Annotated in this window: 11 protein-coding genes; 4 read left to right on the forward strand and 7 right to left on the reverse strand. The window is 72.1% G+C overall.

Annotated features, from left to right (window positions below; all coding sequences use genetic code 11):
* Window positions 1–17 precede the first annotated feature (17 nt).
* Window positions 18–614, forward strand: a complete 597-nt coding sequence (locus tag KQY30_RS07680; protein ID WP_217306191.1) for a TetR/AcrR family transcriptional regulator — start codon at window positions 18–20, stop codon at window positions 612–614.
* A 117-nt stretch (window positions 615–731) separates the two neighbouring features.
* Here the strand turns inward: KQY30_RS07680 and KQY30_RS07685 are convergent, their stop codons facing one another.
* Both KQY30_RS07685 and KQY30_RS07690 read right to left on the reverse strand, forming a co-directional pair.
* Window positions 732–1,385, reverse strand: a complete 654-nt coding sequence (locus tag KQY30_RS07685) for a histidine phosphatase family protein (RefSeq protein ID WP_217306192.1) — start codon at window positions 1,383–1,385, stop codon at window positions 732–734.
* Window positions 1,382–3,139, reverse strand: coding sequence for an FGGY-family carbohydrate kinase (locus KQY30_RS07690; RefSeq protein WP_254407551.1), 1,758 nt, complete (start codon window positions 3,137–3,139; stop codon window positions 1,382–1,384). Before KQY30_RS07690 ends, KQY30_RS07685 begins: the two co-directional genes overlap by 4 nt.
* Before the next feature lie 386 nt (window positions 3,140–3,525).
* On the opposite strand from KQY30_RS07690, the gene KQY30_RS07695 reads away from it, so the two are divergent.
* The 3 genes from KQY30_RS07695 to KQY30_RS07705 all read left to right on the forward strand — a co-directional run bounded on the left by KQY30_RS07695 (window position 3,526) and on the right by KQY30_RS07705 (window position 6,978).
* Window positions 3,526–4,314, forward strand: a complete 789-nt coding sequence (locus KQY30_RS07695) for a DeoR/GlpR family DNA-binding transcription regulator (RefSeq protein WP_217306193.1) — start codon at window positions 3,526–3,528, stop codon at window positions 4,312–4,314.
* Between the two features lie 114 nt (window positions 4,315–4,428).
* Complete coding sequence (locus KQY30_RS07700; protein WP_217306194.1) at window positions 4,429–5,445, forward strand: 2-hydroxyacid dehydrogenase; 1,017 nt, start codon at window positions 4,429–4,431, stop codon at window positions 5,443–5,445.
* 81 nt (window positions 5,446–5,526) lie between these two features.
* The gene (locus KQY30_RS07705; protein WP_217306195.1) at window positions 5,527–6,978 is read left to right on the forward strand and encodes an FGGY-family carbohydrate kinase; all 1,452 of its coding nucleotides are present in this window, start codon (window positions 5,527–5,529) and stop codon (window positions 6,976–6,978) included.
* A gap of 29 nt (window positions 6,979–7,007) precedes the next feature.
* Here the strand turns inward: KQY30_RS07705 and KQY30_RS07710 are convergent, their stop codons facing one another.
* The 5 genes from KQY30_RS07710 to KQY30_RS07730 form a co-directional block, all read right to left on the reverse strand.
* Window positions 7,008–11,168 carry a hypothetical protein gene (locus tag KQY30_RS07710; protein ID WP_217306196.1) on the reverse strand — a complete coding sequence of 1,387 codons (4,161 nt, stop codon included), beginning with the start codon at window positions 11,166–11,168 and terminating at the stop codon, window positions 7,008–7,010.
* A gap of 70 nt (window positions 11,169–11,238) precedes the next feature.
* On the reverse strand, window positions 11,239–12,078 hold the full coding sequence (locus KQY30_RS07715; RefSeq protein WP_254407007.1) for a carbohydrate ABC transporter permease: 840 nt from the start codon (window positions 12,076–12,078) through the stop codon (window positions 11,239–11,241).
* Entirely contained in the window at window positions 12,075–13,115 is a 1,041-nt protein-coding gene (locus KQY30_RS07720) for a carbohydrate ABC transporter permease (RefSeq protein WP_217306197.1), read from the reverse strand. Before KQY30_RS07720 ends, KQY30_RS07715 begins: the two co-directional genes overlap by 4 nt.
* Window positions 13,112–14,437 carry an extracellular solute-binding protein gene (locus KQY30_RS07725; protein ID WP_217306198.1) on the reverse strand — a complete coding sequence of 442 codons (1,326 nt, stop codon included), beginning with the start codon at window positions 14,435–14,437 and terminating at the stop codon, window positions 13,112–13,114. The genes KQY30_RS07720 and KQY30_RS07725 overlap by 4 nt, the downstream gene beginning before the upstream one ends.
* Window positions 14,434–17,613 carry an alpha-L-rhamnosidase gene (locus KQY30_RS07730; RefSeq protein WP_217306199.1) on the reverse strand — a complete coding sequence of 1,060 codons (3,180 nt, stop codon included), beginning with the start codon at window positions 17,611–17,613 and terminating at the stop codon, window positions 14,434–14,436. Before KQY30_RS07730 ends, KQY30_RS07725 begins: the two co-directional genes overlap by 4 nt.
* Window positions 17,614–17,826 lie beyond the last annotated feature (213 nt).

Consider the following 17,826-nt stretch of genomic DNA (forward strand, 5'->3'; position numbering starts at 1 on the left):
TCGGAAGGACGGCCGACATGCCGAAGGCACTGACCGCCAAGGGAACGGCGACCCGGCAGCGGATCATCGACGGCGCCGTGGCCGAGATCCACGACCGCGGGGTCCTGGCCACCACCCTGGACGATGTCTGCCGCAGGACCGCGACCAGCAAGGGCCAGCTCTTCCACTACTTCCCCGACGGCAGGGAGGAACTGCTGCTCGCCGTCGCCGAGCGCGAGGCGGAGCGTGTACTGGAGGACCAGCAGCCGCACCTCGGCCAACTGACCACCTGGAGCGCCTGGGAGTCATGGCGGGACGCGGTCGTCCTCCGCTACCAGCGGCAGGGCATGAACTGCCCGCTCGGTGTGCTGATCACCGAACTGGGCCGCAGCACCCCCGCCGCGCAGCTTGTGACGGCACGGCTCATCGAGCGGTGGGAGCACCAACTGCTGGTCGGTATCAGGGAGATGCAGCGGCACGGCCATATCGCCGAAGGTCTCGACGCCGGGCGCACCGCGGCCGCGATTCTCGCAGCCGTCCAGGGCGGCGTGACCATCCTGATGTCCACCGGCAGCAGCGCCCATCTCGAAGCGGCGCTGGACACCTCGCTGTTGTTCCTGCGGCTCGCGCGCTGACGGCGAACGGCGCGCCGGCCCCACGACCGCCGCGCCCCTCGCGCCCCGCGCCCCACACCCCGCGCCCCACACCCCGCGCCCCACACCCCGCGCACTTCGCCCCGCGCGCCTCGCCCGTTACTCCGTCGGCACGTTGTACGACATGAGCGCCACCTGTCCACGCGACACCCGCAGTTCGGTGATCGCGCAGTTGCGCAGCTTCGGGAGCACCCGCCGGTACTCGCTCTCCGGGATACCGAGCAGCCTGCACAGCACCAGCCGGAACAGGGAGTTGTGCGCGACGGCCAGCACACGACCGCCCGGATGGGTCCCCGCCAGCCGCAACAGGGCGGCGGCGCCACGGTCGGCTGCGGACTTCGGGTCCTCGCCGCCGGGCAGCGGATGGGCGGCCGGGTCGCGGCGGAAGTCCGCGACCTCCTGGGGGTACGTTGCTTCGAGTTCGGCCAGGGTCCGGCCCTCGGCGACGCCGAAGTCCAGCTCGGCCAGGTCCGGTTCGACGACCGGAACCAGTCCCGTGGTGCGGACAGCGGGTTCGGCGGTGCGGCGGGCGCGGGTGAGGGGCGAGGTCACGATCGCGTCGAGTCCGGCGCCCGCCGCCCAGCTCCCGAGTGCTTCGGCCTGCTGGATTCCACGCGGGGTCAGCGCGATGTCGCTGACCCCGGCATAGCGGTTCTCGTCGTGCCAGATCGTCTCGCCGTGCCGGGCGAGAAAGAGAGTGGTGGAAGCCGTGGGCTCCGGGGCCTGTCCTGCTTCCTTTGCCGAGGCTGTCATCCGTGCTCCCGTGCGTAGGCGGCGGTTTCCGAAGGGAGCCAGCCGCGCCGCTCCAGGGCGTCCACCAGGGTGACAAAGGGCTCGTGAAAACGCGGGGTGACCTGGGGCCGCGGATCCAGGATCGTCCGTACGCGCACCATGCTCCGTACGGTGGAGAGCAGTGTCGACTCGCCATATGCCGACGCACCATGTGGCGCCGCCCCATGTGCCTGGCCCCCATGTGCCTGGCCCCCATGTGCCTGGCCCTCATGTGCCTGGGCCCCATGTGCCTGGGCCCCATGTGCCCGGCCCTCATGTGTCCGGACCCCATGTGCCGCGAGCACAGCCATCCCCAGCGCGGAATCCGTGTGTTCGGGGATGGTGGCGGTCAGTCCGAGGATGTCCGCACGGAGCTGGTTCCAGTACGGGCTGCTCGTGGCGCCGCCGGTGAACGCGATCGGTGAATGGGCCGGGGCACCCAGGAACCGGACATAGGCCAGACAGAGCCGTTCGACCAGGGCGACACCCTGGAGCAGCGCGGCATGGTGATCGCCGTCGTCGGCCGGCCGCCCCAGGACGAAGGGCTCGGCGTCCGCGGCCAGGAACGGGAAGCGCTCCCCGCGCGAGACCAGGGGGTACGCGACGACCCCGGCCGGTTCGTGCGCGGCGGCCAGCCGGTCGAGCTGAGCCAGATCCGCCCCGGGGAACGCCTGCGTCAGGGCGCCCGCGCCAACGCTGGAGGCACCGCCCGGCAGCCAGTGCCCGTCCGGGGAAAGGTGGTTGTAGAGCACGCCGGCGGGATCGTGGAGCGGGGTGTCGGTGACGCCTTTGAGGACGAGTGTGGTGCCGAGGACCGTGTTCCACCGCCCCACGCCCCAGGCCCCCGAGCCGAGTTGGGCCGCGCAGCCGTCGGTCATGCCCGCGATCACCGGGGTCCCCTCGGCCAGTCCCGTGGCCTCCGCCGCCTCCGCGCACACCGTACCGAGCGGTGTCCCGGGGAGCACCACGGCAGGAAAGTCGAGGCCGGAGAGCCCGAGCCGGTCGTGGACGGCCGTCGGCCATGTACGGGTGCGCAGGTCGTAGCCGGTCTTGAGGGCATGGCTGGAGTCGGTCGCCACCGGGCGCCCGACGAGCCGGGTGGTGATGAAGTCCGCCTGGTGGCAGACCCGGGCACCCTTGAACCCGGACGCACCCGCACCGGACCCGCCGGCTCCGGACGTACCAGAGCCGCTCGCACCGAAGCCGCTCGCACCGGAGCCGGACTCACCGGAGCCGGCCGCACCACCTCCACCGCCCGGAGCACCCCGGCCACCACCTCCGCCCCCCGGAGCACCCCGGCCACCCCCGTCGCCCCCTGGACCGCCCCGCTCCGACCGTACGAGCCAGAGCAGTTTGGCCAGGGCCCAGGTCGGCTGGATACGGTGGCCGAGCGAGCGCCACACCTCCTCGCCCGCCTCCTGCGCGTCCCGCGCCTCCTCCCCGGCCCGCCCGTCGTCGTACATCAGCGCCGGCGTCAGGGGGGTCCCCCGGGAATCGGTGAGCAGTACGGTGCCCGAGGTGGCGCAGACCGCCACCCCGCGCACCCGTGCGGCGGAGAGTGTCCGCAGGGTCCGGCGGACCGCCGCGCCGACGCCTTTCCACCAATCGGACGGGAGCTGTTCATGACGGTGCCCGTCGCGACGACCGGTGAGAGGAGCGGAGCCCCGCCCGAGCACATGTCCGTCGTCGGTGACGGCCAGGGCGCGCACGCTCTGGGTCCCCAGGTCGATCCCCATCCACACGTCTCTGTGGCGTGTGTCCGTCACGGATTCCCGCCTTCCCCGTCGCGTCGTCTTCTCTTTGTCCGCTGGTGGCCTTCTCGTTGTCCGCCGGATCCCCCAGTGGTCTCACCATGCTTTTCACACCAGGGCCACCGGCGACCGCCATCGCGCCGCGGCCACCGCCCGCGAGCCCGGGATGCCTTGTCTCACCTGGTGAGGACGGGGTCGTGGCACCGCTGGACGGGTTGACCCGGTCGATGGCCGTGGTGAACACTGCCAAACGCTACATCAGTAATCTATGTTATATCCTCAGAGCTTCATGTTATTGATGAGGTGTCTCGGGGCAACGGATCAGCGAACGCGACAGACGCGCGCGACCAGCGCGCGGAACAGGACCGGGAATGCCAGAGGACGACAAGAGCCAGCGCGGCCCCATACAGCGGCGCCGGGAGATCTCCGACCTTGTGCTGAGCGAGGGATCGACCTCGGCGGCGGACCTGGCGGAGCGGTTCGGTGTGAGTCCGATGACGATCTACCGGGACATCGACGAACTCGAACGCGAAGGCGTCCTGCGCAAGTTCCGGGGCGGGGTCACCGCGCAGCCCTCGGGCGTCTTCGAGAGCAATGTGGCGTACCGGAAGAACGCGATGCGGGCGGAGAAGGAGGCGCTCGCAGCCAAGGCCGTCACCCTCATCGAGCCCGGTATGTCGGTGATGATCGACGACTCGACCACCACACTGGAACTGGCCCGGCTCCTCCCCCGTATCGAACCGCTGACGGTCGTCACCAACTTCCTCGAAGCGCTGAACCTGCTCGCCGAGGAGCGCGGCATCCATCTGATGGCGCTGGGCGGCGACTACGACCCGCTGCACGACTCCTTCCTCGGGGTGCCCTGTGTGGAGGCCGTCGAGGCGCTGCGGGTGGATGTGTGCTTCGTCTCCACCTCGTCCGTGTTCGGCGACTACGCCTTCCACCAGGAACAGCGCATAGTCGCGGTCAAGCGCGCCATGCTCAAGGCCGCCGGCCGCAATGTGCTGATGATCGACCACTCGAAGCTGACCCGCACCGCGCTGCACCGGCTGGCCCCGCTCACCGCGTTCGACCTCGTACTGATCGACGACCGCACACCGCCGGAGGCCGTCAAGGCCCTCGACGAGAGCGGTGTCCGTTACGAACTCGCCCCGACCTGAGCCCACTTGACGGCTCGGGCGCCACCTGAGCCCGCTTGAGGGCCCGGGCACCCACGGGAGCCGGGCCCACGGGCCGCCAGGCTCCCGCCGTACCACGCCAAGGAGATCCGGCCGATGAGAATCCTCGCCGCGGGAGACCACTTCGTCGCCCCCGAACTGCTCACCCGGGAACTGACGGCCGTGATCGGCGCCGCCCACACCATCGGCCAACTGCGTCTGCCCTGGCCGCTGACGCCCTTCGGCCCGGTCTCCGAGGTCGACGAGGCGTCCGGCGACGAGGACACGCTCCTCGCCGCGCTGGCCGGGGCCGAGGTGTGCGTCACCCAGATGGCGCCGGTCACCAGCAAGATCCTCGACGGATCGCCGGATCTGCGGCTGGTGGTCGTCGGCCGCGGCGGCCCCGTCAATGTGAATCTGGACGCAGCCAAGGCGCACGGTGTCCAGGTCTGCAACACCCCGGGCCGCAACGCCGCCGCCACCGCCGAGTACACCATCGGGCTGATCCTCGCCGCGATGCGCCGGATCCCGGAGACCTCGGCGGCGCTCGCCGCGGGCCGCTGGGCGGGCGAGTTCTACACGTACGACAACTGCGGCCCCGGCCTGGACGGCGCGACCGTGGGGCTGATCGGCTGCGGCGCGGTCGGCAGCCGGGTGGCCCGGGCCCTCACCGCGCTCGGCTCGGAGGTCCTGGTGTACGACCCGTACGCCGACCCCGCTCTGCTGCGCGAGGCCGGCACCCCGGTCGTGAGCCTGGACGAGCTGCTGAGCCGCTCCTCCGTCGTCTCGCTGCACGCCCGGCTGACGCCCGAGACCCGCGGACTGCTCGGCGCGCGCGAACTCGCGCTGCTCCCCAAGGACGCGGTCGTGGTCAACTGCGCGCGCGGCGCGCTGCTGGACGAGGACGCGCTGTGCGACGCACTGGAGTCGGGGAGGCTCGCGGCGGCCGGGCTCGATGTGTTCGCCGTGGAACCTCCGCCGCCCGGCTCCCGGCTGCGTATCGCTCCCCGGCTGGTGATGACCCCCCATCTCGCGGGCGCGAACAAGTCGGTCGCGCACAACGCGGCGCGCGTCGCCGCCGCCGAGGTGGGCAGGTACCTGCGCGGCGAGCAACTCGCCCACCGCGTCGCCTGAACACCACGGCTTCCGGCCGGAGCCACACGTCGCAAGCCGCAAGCCGCAAGTTCACAAGTCCACAAGGGAAGGGGCCGCACAGTGTTCGTCGGTCTGGACATGGGAACCTCCGTCGCCAAAGCGGCGGCCTTCGACGAGGACGGCACCGTACTGCGCGTCGAGTCCACCCCCGTCTCCCTGGGCGGGCGCGGTGACCGCGTGGAGCAGGATCTCGAAGAGGTGGTACGGGCCGCCTCCCGCGTCCTGGGCGCGGTGACCGGCGACCGTACGCCCGTGCTCGTCGCCCTCACCGGTCAGGGCGACGGCCTCTGGCTGGCCGACGCGACGGGCCGGGCCGTACGTCCCGCGCTGTCGTGGATGGACGGCCGGGCCGGCGATCTCGTCGCGCGCTGGATGGCCGACGGCACCGCGGAGCGGCTGTACCGGCGCACCGGCAATGTCCTCTTCCCCGGCTCCCCCGGCCCGCTGATGGCCTGGCTCGACCGGAACGAACCGCGGTCCCTGGACGCGGCCGCCACCGCCGCCTGCTGCAAGGACATCCTCCATCTCCGGCTCACCGGCGAGCGCTCCACCGATCTCTCCGACGCCTCGGTGCCCTTCCTCGATCCCCGTACCCGCGCCTACTCCCCCGAGGTGCTCGCGGATCTCGGGCTCGCACACCGCGCCGATCTGCTGCCCCCGATCGCGGCGACCCTGCCGTACGGGGAGGCCACCGGCCGTACACCGGGGCTGGCGGCGGGAACCCCGGTCAGCTCCGGTCCGTACGATCTGCCCGCCTGCGCGCTCGGCGCGGGGGTGACCGAGCCGGGGGACGGGCTGCTGACCGTCGGTACGACCCTGGCCTGCCAGGTCGTGGTCGAACGGGTCGCGCTGGACGAGGATCCGGTCGGTTTCCATCTCGCCACGGCACGCCCCGACCGGCACATGCGGGCGCTGCCCGCGATGACCGGGACCGTCGCGCTCGACTGGGTGCTCGGTCTGACCGGCAGCTCCCACGAGCAGGTCTCGGGTCTGCTGGACCAGACCCCGCGCGGTGCCCACGGGGTGGCCGCGCTGCCCTATCTGTCACCGTCCGGCGAGCGCGCGCCCTTTGTGGATCCCACCGCGCGCGCCGAGTTCACCGGCCTCGATCTGCGGGCGTCGCGCGCCGATCTGGTACGGGGCATGTGTGAGGCGATCGCCTTCGCGGCCCGGCACTGTCTGGAGGCCGCGGGCCTCACCGGCGCTCTGGCCGTCTGCGGCGGCGGCGCGCGCAATCCCGCCTGGCTGCGGATCTTCGCCGATGTGCTGGGCCGCCCGCTGCGGGTGGCCCGGGGCCCGGAACCGGGTGCGCGCGGTGCGGTGCTGGCGGCGGTCGCGGCCCGGGGCGCGGACCTCGGTCTCGCCCTGGACACCGGTGTCTGGACCGTGCCGGACGCGGTGGTGGACCCGGATCCGGCGGGGGTGGAGTTCTACGAGGAGGCCTACGCGGCCTATCTGTTCCGGGTGGAGAGCGCGCGGGCACGGTGGCGGGGGCCGGCGGGGGCGCGCTGAGCGGCACGCCCCCGCCGGGCCGACCGGATTCAGCCGACGAGCAGCCGTACGGGCCCCATCAGCCCGGAGACGCGCTGGCCGGGGAAGACGAAGTGGGTGGGGCTCGTCGCGTCCAAGTGGGGTGCGAGCGTGCCGAAGACGGTGATCTCGATGGTGCACTCCTCCCCGGCCGCGACCAGTCCGGTCACATCGAAGACATACGGGGAGCAGACACGTACCCCGGCCGCGGCGCCCCCGATCCGTACCTCCGCGGTGCCTCGCACCCGCCCGAGGTCGAGCAACAGCCGCTCTCCAGCCGTGACTTGGCTCGCGGCCGGGACCGTCATCCGGCGTGTGTAGCGCACCCCGCCGCTGTACTCGGCGAGGCCCCGCGTCTCCCAGTCGCCGGTCCTGATCAGCCCCGGGCCGGTCTCGCACCGTACGGGACCGGCCAGGGCCGCGCCTCCCCGGTGGGCGGGGCGGGTCCGTACGCGCAGGGCGGCGGCGCGCGGCCCGCCGGGACCTCCGGCCGGCAGATCGGCGGTCACCGTGCGCACACCGTCCGGGCCGAGGACGGTGACCGCCGGGCGCTCCTGGCCGTCCACGAACACCGAGGTCTCGCCGTACGTCCGGGCCGTCAACCCGACCGTGCCCGGCGGCAGTTCGTACCAGAGCCACTCCTCCGCCTCGGCCGGGGCCCCCGGCACCGCGAATCCGACCGGCACCACCGTCCCGTCGTCGGCGTCCGGGTCCAGCCAGGCGGCGCCGGGCAGGGGATGCGGCCTGCGGCGCAGATAGAGGGCGGCCGGATCCCCGACCGGCTGGCGGCGCACCGCGACCGGCCCCCGCTCCCCCGCGCGACCGGCCCACCAGGTGGCATCGCTGTGGGCGGTCGCGACCACCCGGTCGCGCTCGTCGTACAGAGCCGCGTCCACCAGTACGGCCGGATCGCCGCGGCCCGTATCCCGGCCGCCCGTACCGCCATCGTCCCTACGGCCGACGCCCGTACCGCTGTCGTCCGTACGGCCGTCGTCCGTACCGCCGTCGTCCGTCTCCACGGTGATCTCGTTGTCGCCGGTACGGAGTGCCGCCGCCACCTCGTGCCGGCGCACCCGGGGCACCGCGTGCTCGGCGTACGGGTCGAATCCGCCCTGCCTGCCGACCACTTGGCCATTGACGCGCAGAACGCACCGGCCGCGCGCGGCGACCTGGACGACCGCCCGGGCGGGCACGGCCGCCAGGGTCAGGGTCGTACCGACAACGGCCGGGCCACCACCGGGCGGGAGGATCCATTCGGGGCGCCGGTAGCGCTCCGGGTCGCGGACGAGCGCCAAGTGGGCGCGCAGATCGGCATCCTGATTGAGCATCAGGTCCAGCTCCAGGAGATGGCGGCCCGCCGCCAGCCCGACCGGGCCCATGGCCAGATGGCCGCCGTCCGCCAACTCGACCGGCAGACCGTCGAGTCGGGCCGTCTTCGACGCCGCGGCCCCGATCGCGAGATACCCCTCGAAGTCCTCGTCCAGCAGCAGATCGGTCCGTACCCGCACCACCGTCCCGGCGGACGTCGGGCCGACAAGGACGAACTCCTCGGGCACATGCCCCTTGGGACCGAGGACATCGCGGTGGACCGGGTCCTTGTGGACGCCGCGCGTACTGGACCACTCCAGAGTCGACCGGACCCCGCCGCCGGGGTCGAGCAGCACCGCGTGCGGGCCGAAGGTCGCGTGGACCGGGGGCCCGGCGGGGCCTTCGGCGCCGCCCTGCCGGAACGTATGGCACTCGACGACGGCCGGACCGCCGGGTCCGCCGGTCGCGGGCCGCGCGAAGTCGCCCCAGGTGTTGTCGAGGGTCGGGACGAGCGCCATCTCCCAGTCGGCGTCGGCGGGGATCTCGACGACGGTACGGGACGGCCGCGCGGCGACCGGGGCGAGCGCGGCGACCGGGGCGAGCGCGGCGACCGGCGCAACCTCGGACGCCTCCTCCGAAAGCCCCGGAAAGACCAGCACCGCCGCGGGCCCGGAGTCGAACGGCACCTCCACCTCCACCGCCCCCGCGTCGTCCTCCACCGACCGGGCCGGCAGCGTGCGGGGAGGGCCGCCGAACGGATCCAGCAGAACGGCCGGGCCCCGGCCACCCCGTACCCGTACCGACGCCGTGCGCGCGTACCGGCCGGGGTCGAAGTCGTAGCGCGCGTCGAGCCAGCCCTGCGCCGCGCCCCGTTCGTCCGGGGCGGCGACGGACGCCCGGGTCGCGCGCGGGGAGCCGGCGGTCAGGAACACCACCGTGGCGCCGTCGACGCGCCGCGCCAGCGCGGGCACGGACGCCCGGACGGCCGGGCGCCGCGCGGCGAGTGCGGCGGTCAGGTCCGAAGTCTCCGGTACGAGCACCGCCCGGCCCTCGGTGAAGCAGGCGCGCAGTTCGTCACGGATCTTGTCGAGAGTGGCGGCTCCGTCGGGGCCGACGATCTGTTCGGGCAGGGCACCGACCGCGATCAGGGTGCCGCCGGCCGAGGCGAATTCGACCAGCCTGCGCGCGGTGTCCTGTTCGAGCACCGTGCACGCGGGCAGCACGACCGTCGCGTACCGCTCCTCGGCGGCACAGAGCCGCGCCGCGCTGTCGAGCCGCGCGGCACTGTCGGGGCCGTCGTCGTCGCCGTACCCCTCTCGTACGGTGGCGCGCGCCAGGGACTCGTCGTCGATCACATCGGCGTCGAGGCCGAGCCGGTCGAGCACCCCCGGTCGGGTGTGGAACCAGGTCATGTCCCCGACGAGTTCGAGGTAGACGGCCTGAGCGCGCTCCGCGGCGGCGGAGACCCCGTCCAGGGCCGTGCCCGCCTGCGCCGTGGTGGTGGGCAGCAGGACCGCGGTGTCACAGAGATGGCGGCCGAGGCTCAGGATCGCGCAGAGCCGGGTGACGGCGTCGGCGAAGACTCGGTGGTGGCGCCAGTACGGCTGGCGCCAGTCGGTGGCGGGTGGCGCCCACTCCCACCAGCCGCCCTTGGTCGTGTAGTAGACGGCGTGCGGGTTGTAGAGGGTCGCGCCGGCCCGCAGCCAGGGCAGCAGCCAGTCGAAGGTCTCCTCCAGTGTGCCGCCCCAGCCGGTGGAGTGGAACGCCTCGATCCAGGTGCGCGGCCTGCCGTGGAGATGGGCGAGCGAGGAGTGGATCCGGGCGTCGCCGTGGTGGTCGGAGCCGGGCGCGGAGAACCAGCAGTGGGTGCGGGCGTAGTCGGCGTACAACTCGACTCCGCCGACGGGGTGTCCGGCACGGGCGGGGTCCTGCTGGTCGCAGCCGACGAGCAGGCCATGGCGCTCGTGCCAGCCGAAGAGGGGCCGGAAGAACGCCTCTTCGGCCAGTTCGGCGCGGGTCAGGTGGTAGTCGTACCGGATCCGGTGGGCGTCGGGACGGGTGTCGTCCTCGTACAGCGCGTCCAGGCAGGCGACGAGGTCGTAGCCGCGCAGCCGGAGGAAGGCGTCGGCGAATCCGGCCGACCAGGAGGGCAGTGCGGGGAGTTCGTCCTGGAACGAGCCGACGACGGTGGTCCCGAGCCGGTCGCCGAGCCGTCGCTCGAAGGCGCCGTGCACCCGGTCGAGAAGAGCCGCGCAGGCCTCCTGGCCGAGGTAGTCGAAGCCGCGCGGCACATGGTGATGGAGCGTCAGTCGCCATCGCCCGGGGCCGGGGGGCCGTACGGTCCGGCCGTCCACCGGGACCGGGACGGCGGGCCCGGTGGGACGGTCAGCGGCATCGAGTGGTTCGGCGCGGCCCGCGAGGGGCTCGCCGTGCTCGGGGCAGCGCAGTTCGCCGCTCTCGTCGGTGACCGTACGGATCCGGGTCAACCGGCGCCCGGCATAGGCGGGTTGTTCGTCGACGAGCCGTGCCTGGAGATCGGCTCCGGAGAATCCGAGCTGATCGTAGAACCAGAGGCTCACCCCGAGATCGCGTGCGTCGTCGCAGACGCGTTCCAGCAGGTTCCACCACGCCTCGGACATGAACGGCGGGTCGTCGGCGTCGGAGCCGAACAGGGGCCCCGAAGGTGCCAGGTTGAGCAGGACGAGCTGGAACACCCCGCCCTCCGCAAACCGTTGGAGCTGGTCACGCAGCCGTTCGCGGTCGAGCCGCTCGCCGCTCCACCACCAGAGGGCGGTGGGCGAGAAGGCGCGCGGGGGTTCGGCGAGGATCGCCGCGATGGGGGCGGGGAGCTGTCCGTACGTCATGGTTCCGTCCTCGGCATGGTTCTGTGCTCGGTCCGTCGGCGCCCGGGAAGCGCGCGGCCCGCGTGCCGGTTCAGCCCTTGAGCCCGCCCGCGAAGCCCTTGATCACATAGCGCTGGAGAAGCAGGAAGACCACCAGGACCGGCAGCGCGGCCAGCACCAGTCCGGCGAAGACCAGGCCGTAGTCCGACACGTACTGGCCGACGAACGAGAACACCCCGACCGGCACGGTCTCCTTGCCCGAACCGCCCAGATAGAGCAGCGGGGTGAAGAAGTCGTTCCAGATGAAGACTGCGTTGAGGATGATCACGGTGCCCGTGACCGGCCGGAGCAGCGGGAAGACGATCCGGGTGAAGGCCTGCCGGTGGTCGCAGCCGTCGATGAGCGCGGCCTGCGCGTAGTCCTGGGGCAGGGCGCGGATGAAGCCGGTGTAGAGGAAAACGGTGAACGGAAGCTGGATACCGGTGTAGAAGAGCACCATGCCCTGGTACGTGCCGAGCCAGCCGAGGCTGTCGACCAGCTTGTACAGCGGGATCATGCCGAGTTGGAAGGGCAGCACGATGCCCAGCAGAAAGAGGATGGAGAGCCCGTAGCCGAGTCCGCGGGCGCGGCGCGCGAGGTAGTAGGCGCAGGTGGAACCGAGGGCGATGAGCAGCAGCAGGCTGATGGCGGTGATGACCGTACTGCTGAGCAGGGCCGGGCCGAGGGACGCGGAGGTCCAGGCGTTGCCGAAGTTGGCGAAGGTGGGCGGCAGGGGCGCTGCGAGCGGGGACTCGGCGATCTGCCGCGGGTCCTTCATCGCCAGGGTGACCAGGGCGTACACGGGGAAGAGGAAGACGACGGCCGCGGCCGCCATGACCAGTTCGAGGCCGTAGCGCCCGAAGCCGCGGCGCCGGAGTGCCGTGGTGTTCACGTGGTGACCTCCCGGGCGCGCAGATAGCGGAGCTGGACCAGGGAGACGGCGGCGACGAAGAGCGCGAGGACGAGGGCGACGGCGGTGCTGTAGCCGAACTTGCCGAAGACGAAGGCCTCTTTGTACAGCACGGTCGAGAGGGTCTCGCTCGCGGTGCCCGGGCCGCCGTTGGTGGCCGCGTAGACCTGGTCGAAGAGTTTGAGGCCGCCGATGGTCGACAGCATGAGGTTGACGGTCAGCGCGGGGGCCAGCAACGGCCAGGTGACATAGCGGAAGCGCTGCCGGATTCCGGCGCCGTCGATGGTGGCGGCCTCGTGGAGTTCGGGGGGTACGCCCTGGAGGCCGGCGAGGAAGACGACCATCGAGTATCCGGCGTACTGCCAGACGACCATCGCGGCGACGGACCAGAGCGCGAGCGAGGGGTTGCCGAGCCAGTCCTGCCGCAGTTCGCCGAGGCCGACGGCACCGAGGACCGCGTTGAGTCCCGCGCCGTTGTCGGGGTTGTAGACGTACTTCCACAGGAAGGCCACCATGACCGGGCTGACGACGGCGGGGGCGAAGAAGATGACCCGCAGCAGCGACCGGGACCGGATGTTGGCGTTGACGCCGAGGGCGAGCAGCAGGCCGACGGCGTTCTGGACGATGACGACGGCGAGGGTGAGCAGGAGGGTGTTGCTGACGGATTCCAGGGCGCGGTCGTCGTCGAGGAGGGTACGGAAGTTGTCGAGGCCGACGAAGGAGAAGCCGCCGACGCCCGACCAGTCGGTGAAGGCGTAGACCACGCCGGAGGCGCTCGGGTAGAGGACGACGAGTGCGTAGACGACGAGGGCGGGGACGACGAACAGCCATGGGGGGACGGTGGGATCGCGGCGTTCGCGGCGGAGCCGGAAGCGGCGGGCGGAGTGCGTTTCCTTGGCGACCGGCTCGGAGGTGCTCGTGAGGCCGGGTGCCGGGGTTCCGTCGGCGTCGCCCGCACCACCGCCGCTGCCACCGGCGCCGCCGCTGTCCGAAGTGGGCGTCCTGGGAAGGGAGTTCACGATGCCTGCCCGTAGGCCTTGTCCATCTGCCCCAGCGCTCCCCTGACATCCGTCTTTCCCGCCAGCAGTTCCTGTACGGCCGCGAAGTGGGCGGGCTGCACCTCGGCGTTGGGCCAGCTCTGGTCCATGAAGGGGACGGCCCGGTTCGCGTCGATGATGGGCAGGAAGTCCTTCAGTACGGGGTCGATGGCGGTGGAGGGGCCACGTTTGAAGGGGATCGCGGAGACGGCTGTGGCCCAGCGGTCGATGTTCTCCTGCTGTCCGAGGAAGGCGATGAACTCCTTGGCCTCGGCGGTGTTCTTGGCGTGCGCCGCCACTCCGAGGCCGACGACGATTCCCGCGGGAATCCACAACCGGGCGGGGTCGTCGCCGCCGGGGAAGGGGAACATGCCGAGGTCGTCGGGGGTCTTGGCGGCGGCGCGGAAGGCGGAGAGCACGGCAGAGACCTGGACGGCCATGGCGGCCTTGCCACCCGCGACGAGCGCGGTCTGCTGTTCGTAGGTGGTGCCGTTGGGGTTGTCGTTGAAGAAGCCGCGGCGCTGGAGTTCCTGGTACCTGCCCAGGGCGTCGGCCCAGCCGGAGCCCGCGAAGGTGGCGCGTCCGGCGGCCATCTCCCGGTCGAATCCGGGGGACTTGGCGTAGACGGCGTTGGGGACCAGGGCGTAGGTGATGAGCTGGGTGACCCAGGGGGTCTGGGCGCCGAGGGCGATCGGCACGACTCCCCTGGCCTTGAGCCTGGCGCAGACGTCGAGGAGCCCGGCCCAGGTGGTTGGCGGCTGAACGCCGGCGTCGGCGAAGACCTTCTTGTTGTATATCGCCCCGATGACACTGCTGCCCGCCGAATAGAGATAGGTCTTGCCGTCGTAGCGGTAGGCGGCGTCGAAGTTCCTGGGGATGCCCTCGGTCCACTTCTGGTCGCCGAGGTCGGTCAGAAGTCCCGCCTTGGCCAGTTCGACCATGGACATCGCGCTGCCGCTGCCGGGGAACAGCACATGGACATCGGGCGCGTTGCCGCCGGCGAGCTGGGTGCGTACGACGGTCTGGACCTGGTCGGTGGGGGCGAAGGAGGTGCTGAAGCGGGCGTCGGGGTGGCTCGTACGGTACGCGGCGAGGAGTTCGTCGACCGGCTTCTGCTGGTCGGCGACGCCGACGATCCGTACCTGTCCCGAGCCGCCGCCCGAACCGGAGCAGCCGGTGAGGGCCGGGGGGAGCGCGGCGAGGGCGGCGGCGCCCCCGCCGATACGGAGGAACCCCCGGCGGCTGACCGCACCCGGGACCGGGGCGGGGCCGGGGCCCGGACGGCTGCGAGAACCCGTGGTCATGGTGTGTCCTCCTCGTGGGAGCCGACGGACGAAGGGGCCGCCGGAGCGGATGTGCGGGGGTGCGGGGTGAGCGGCGGGCGGGGCGCGCCCGGTGCGGTGAGGGCCGCGGTGAAGCGGTAGCGGCCGGAGGCCACGCGGTAGAGGGCGTGGTCGGAGGCGGCGGCGACGCGTGTGATGTGGGGGCTGGTGCCATACCCGCCGGGTGCGTGGTCCCGTCCGTGCCCGTCGACCGGCTTGTGCCCGTCGTACTGCCGGTGTTCCTCGTACGGCCCGCGTCCCCCGGCCACTTCCCCGTCCGCATCTCCGTCCGCTTCTCTGGCTGCTTCTCCGGCCGCATCTCCGTCCGCATCTCCGGCCGCTTCGCCGTCAGCGCGTACGGACTCCGGGTCGCTGGTGGGTACGCGGACCTCGGCGGTGGCCCCCGGCGGTACCTGCACGTCGAGATCGAACCGGTCCCCCTCGCGCCGCCACCGCACCGCGACCGTGCCGCGGGCCGATTCGTAGCGGGCACTCGCGTGGGTGAGTCCGCCGGGGCGGGGGCGGATGCACAGCTCGCGGTATCCGGTGGAGTCCGGCTTCTGGTCGAGGCCCGCCACCCCGCGGTAGAGCCACTCGCCGATGGAACCGAGCGCGTAGTGGTTGAAGGAGTTCATCGAGGGGGCGCGGAAGCCCGCCTCGGGGGTCCAGCCGTCCCAGCGTTCCCAGATGGTGGTGGCGCCGTGGCGCAGCGGGAACAGCCAGGAGGGTACGTCCGTACGGCGCAGCAGCGCGTGCGCGAGATCGTCGCGGCCATGGGCGTCCAGGACGGGCGCGGCGAGCGCGACGCCGAGGAACCCGGTCTGGAGGGCGGGGCCCGCCTGCTCGATCAGTTCGGCGAGGCGGCGCGCGGCACCGTCGACGGCCTCCGCGGTCGGCAGCAGGCCGAAGGCCAGCGCGATGAGATAGCCGGTCTGGGTGTCGCCCTCGACGCGCACGGTGGTGCCGTGGTCGGCGGTCGTCACAAACCGTTCGACGAAGACCTCGCGGATGTCGGAGGCCAGCTTGTGGAAGTCGCGGGCCACGTCGCGCTGTCCGAGGACGTCGGCGGCCCTGGCGGTGAGCCGGGCGCTGTGCGCGAAGTAGGCGGTGGCGATGACGTCGCGCGGGGTGGGGGTGCCCGGGGCGAGCCAGTCTGAGAAGTGCGGCCCCACGCGCCGGCGCCAGATCAGGTCGGGGTTGTGGCGGTGGATCAGTTCGACCCAGGCGCGCATGCCGGGCAGGGCACGGGAGAGGAAGCGGGGATCGGCGTACGTACGGTAAAGATGCCAAGGGATGATCACACCGGCGTCGGCCCAGCCGGGGGCTCCTTCGTCGGCGACCCCTACCAGGCGCGGGGCGACATTGGTGAAGCCTCCGTCCGGGGTACGTGCGTCGTCCACATCCCGCAGCCACTTCGTATAGAAGGCGGCCACATCGGCGTTGAGGGCGGCCGTGGGGAGGAAGACCTGGGCGTCGGCGAGCCAGCCGAGCCGTTCGTCACGCTGGGGGCAGTCGGTGGGCACACTCACGAAGTTGGAACGCTGTCCCCAGCCCACACAGGTGTGGAGCCTGCGCACATCGGGATCGGAGCAGTCGAAGGCGCCGGTCCACGGGGTGTCGCTGTGCAGGGCCACGGCGACGACAGCGTCCTCGTCCAGATGAGGGACTCCGCTGATCTCCGCGTACCGGAAGCCGTGGTAGGTGAAGCGCGGCTCGAACACGACGGGGGCCCGGCCGTCGCCGATCAGGATGTCGGTGGCGGCGGCGGTGCGGAGGTTCGCCGTATAGAGAGCGCCGGTCTCGTCCAGTGCCTCGCCGTGGCGTATGACGACACGGGCGCCGGGGGCGAGCCGGCCGAGACGGAGCCGTACCCGTCCGGCGAGGTTCTGGCCGAAGTCGACAACATGGACGCCGTCGCGGATACGGGTGAGGGAGCGGGGGCGCAGGGTGGCCGTCGCCCGTACGGGCTCGTCCACCGAGGCGACAAGCAGCCGGTGGTCGGAGTCGACGGCCTGGGCCGGTGTCCAGCCGGAGTCGTCGAAACCGGGCAGGTCCCAGCCGTCGGCCGCGTACCGGAGGTCATGGCATTCGCCCATGAGCAGATCGGCGTGCCGGATGGCTCCTGTGTGGGTGCGCCATGAGCCGTCGGTGACGATGGTGGTGGTACGGCCGTCGGTGCCGGTGGAATGGAGTTCGGCCAGGAACTGGGGGCGTGAGCCGTAGTGTGCTCCCGCTCTGCGCGGTTCGAAGCCGACGAATCCGCTCCACCAGCCGTCCGCGACGGTCGCCGCGAGGACGTTCTCGCCGTCCCGGAGCAGTTCGGTCACGTCGTACGTCTGGTACTGGATGCGGCGGGTGTAGTCGGTCCAGCCGGGCGCGAGTTCGGCGTCGCCGACCCGGGTGCCGTTGAGGCGGACCTCGTACAGCCCGCGTGCGCTCACATAGAGCCGGGCGCGGGTGGCGGTGCTGCCGGGGAAGGCGCGGCGGAGTAAGGGACAGGGCGCGAGCCCGTGGTGGTCGAGCGCGCGCTCGCCCTCGGTCGGGGCGTCCATGACCTCGATGGGGCGGGGGTCGTGCGCGATCCAGGAGGCCCGCCAGGGACCGGCGGCTGACGGTGCCTCGGACGGCGTAGCGGAGAGTGCGCCGAAAGGCCTGTCGGAAGGTCCGCTGAAAGGTTTGTCGGACGACCGGACCGTCATCCCGGTCTCGAACCAGGAGGTGTCCTCGGCAGAACCGGCCGGAAACGCGGGACGGACAGGACGGGCAGGACTGGCGGAGCGGACGGAATCGGCGGAACGGGCGGGGTCGCCGGGGCCGGCGGCATCGTACGGTCCGGAGGACCCGGCCCGGCCGTACGGCTCGCGCGGCCCGGCCGCCCAGACGGTGACCCGCCAGTGATAGCGCGTACGGGCCCGGAGCGGCGGCCCCTCGTACACCGCGCCGATCGCCGCCGGGTCCTCGACCCTGCCCGTGTCCCACAGGGGTCGGCCGCCCTCGTCCAGATCCTCCGGCCGCTCGGCGACCCGGATCCGGTACGCGGCGGGGTCCTCGCCCCGGCGGCCGGAGACGAGACGCCAGGAGAGCATGGGAGCGGACTCGTCGATTCCCAGCGGGGTGGTGCGATGGTCGCACCGCAGGGCGTAGGGCCGCAGGGCCACGGGCGCGTCCTCCCTCGCGCCGAGTGGCGCATCGCCGTTGGCTGTTCGTCTGTTCGTCCGTTCGTCGTCACTTGCCTGCCGTGAAGACGACCATCTTTGAATGTGAAATCTAACGTGAATTCTGTGGCGTGGAGACTATGAGCCCCCCGCGAGAGGTGTCAAGAGTGTTACCGATGCGCTCGACCACCCATCTCATAGCGTGACCGAACTCCC

The sequence above is a fragment of the Streptomyces sp. GMY02 genome, from assembly GCF_019056675.1.
In the GTDB taxonomy this organism is placed as follows: domain Bacteria; phylum Actinomycetota; class Actinomycetes; order Streptomycetales; family Streptomycetaceae; genus Streptomyces; species Streptomyces odonnellii.

What these genes read in the sequence shown, in the direction of transcription:
- KQY30_RS07680 (WP_217306191.1), top strand. Translation starts at nt 18, where the DNA reads ATGCCGAAGGCACTGACCGCCAAGGGAACGGCGACCCGGCAGCGGATC.
- KQY30_RS07685 (WP_217306192.1), bottom strand. Translation starts at nt 1,385, where the DNA reads ATGACAGCCTCGGCAAAGGAAGCAGGACAGGCCCCGGAGCCCACGGCT.
- KQY30_RS07690 (WP_254407551.1), bottom strand. Translation starts at nt 3,139, where the DNA reads ATGGGGATCGACCTGGGGACCCAGAGCGTGCGCGCCCTGGCCGTCACC.
- KQY30_RS07695 (WP_217306193.1), top strand. Translation starts at nt 3,526, where the DNA reads ATGCCAGAGGACGACAAGAGCCAGCGCGGCCCCATACAGCGGCGCCGG.
- KQY30_RS07700 (WP_217306194.1), top strand. Translation starts at nt 4,429, where the DNA reads ATGAGAATCCTCGCCGCGGGAGACCACTTCGTCGCCCCCGAACTGCTC.
- KQY30_RS07710 (WP_217306196.1), bottom strand. Translation starts at nt 11,168, where the DNA reads ATGACGTACGGACAGCTCCCCGCCCCCATCGCGGCGATCCTCGCCGAA.
- KQY30_RS07725 (WP_217306198.1), bottom strand. Translation starts at nt 14,437, where the DNA reads ATGACCACGGGTTCTCGCAGCCGTCCGGGCCCCGGCCCCGCCCCGGTC.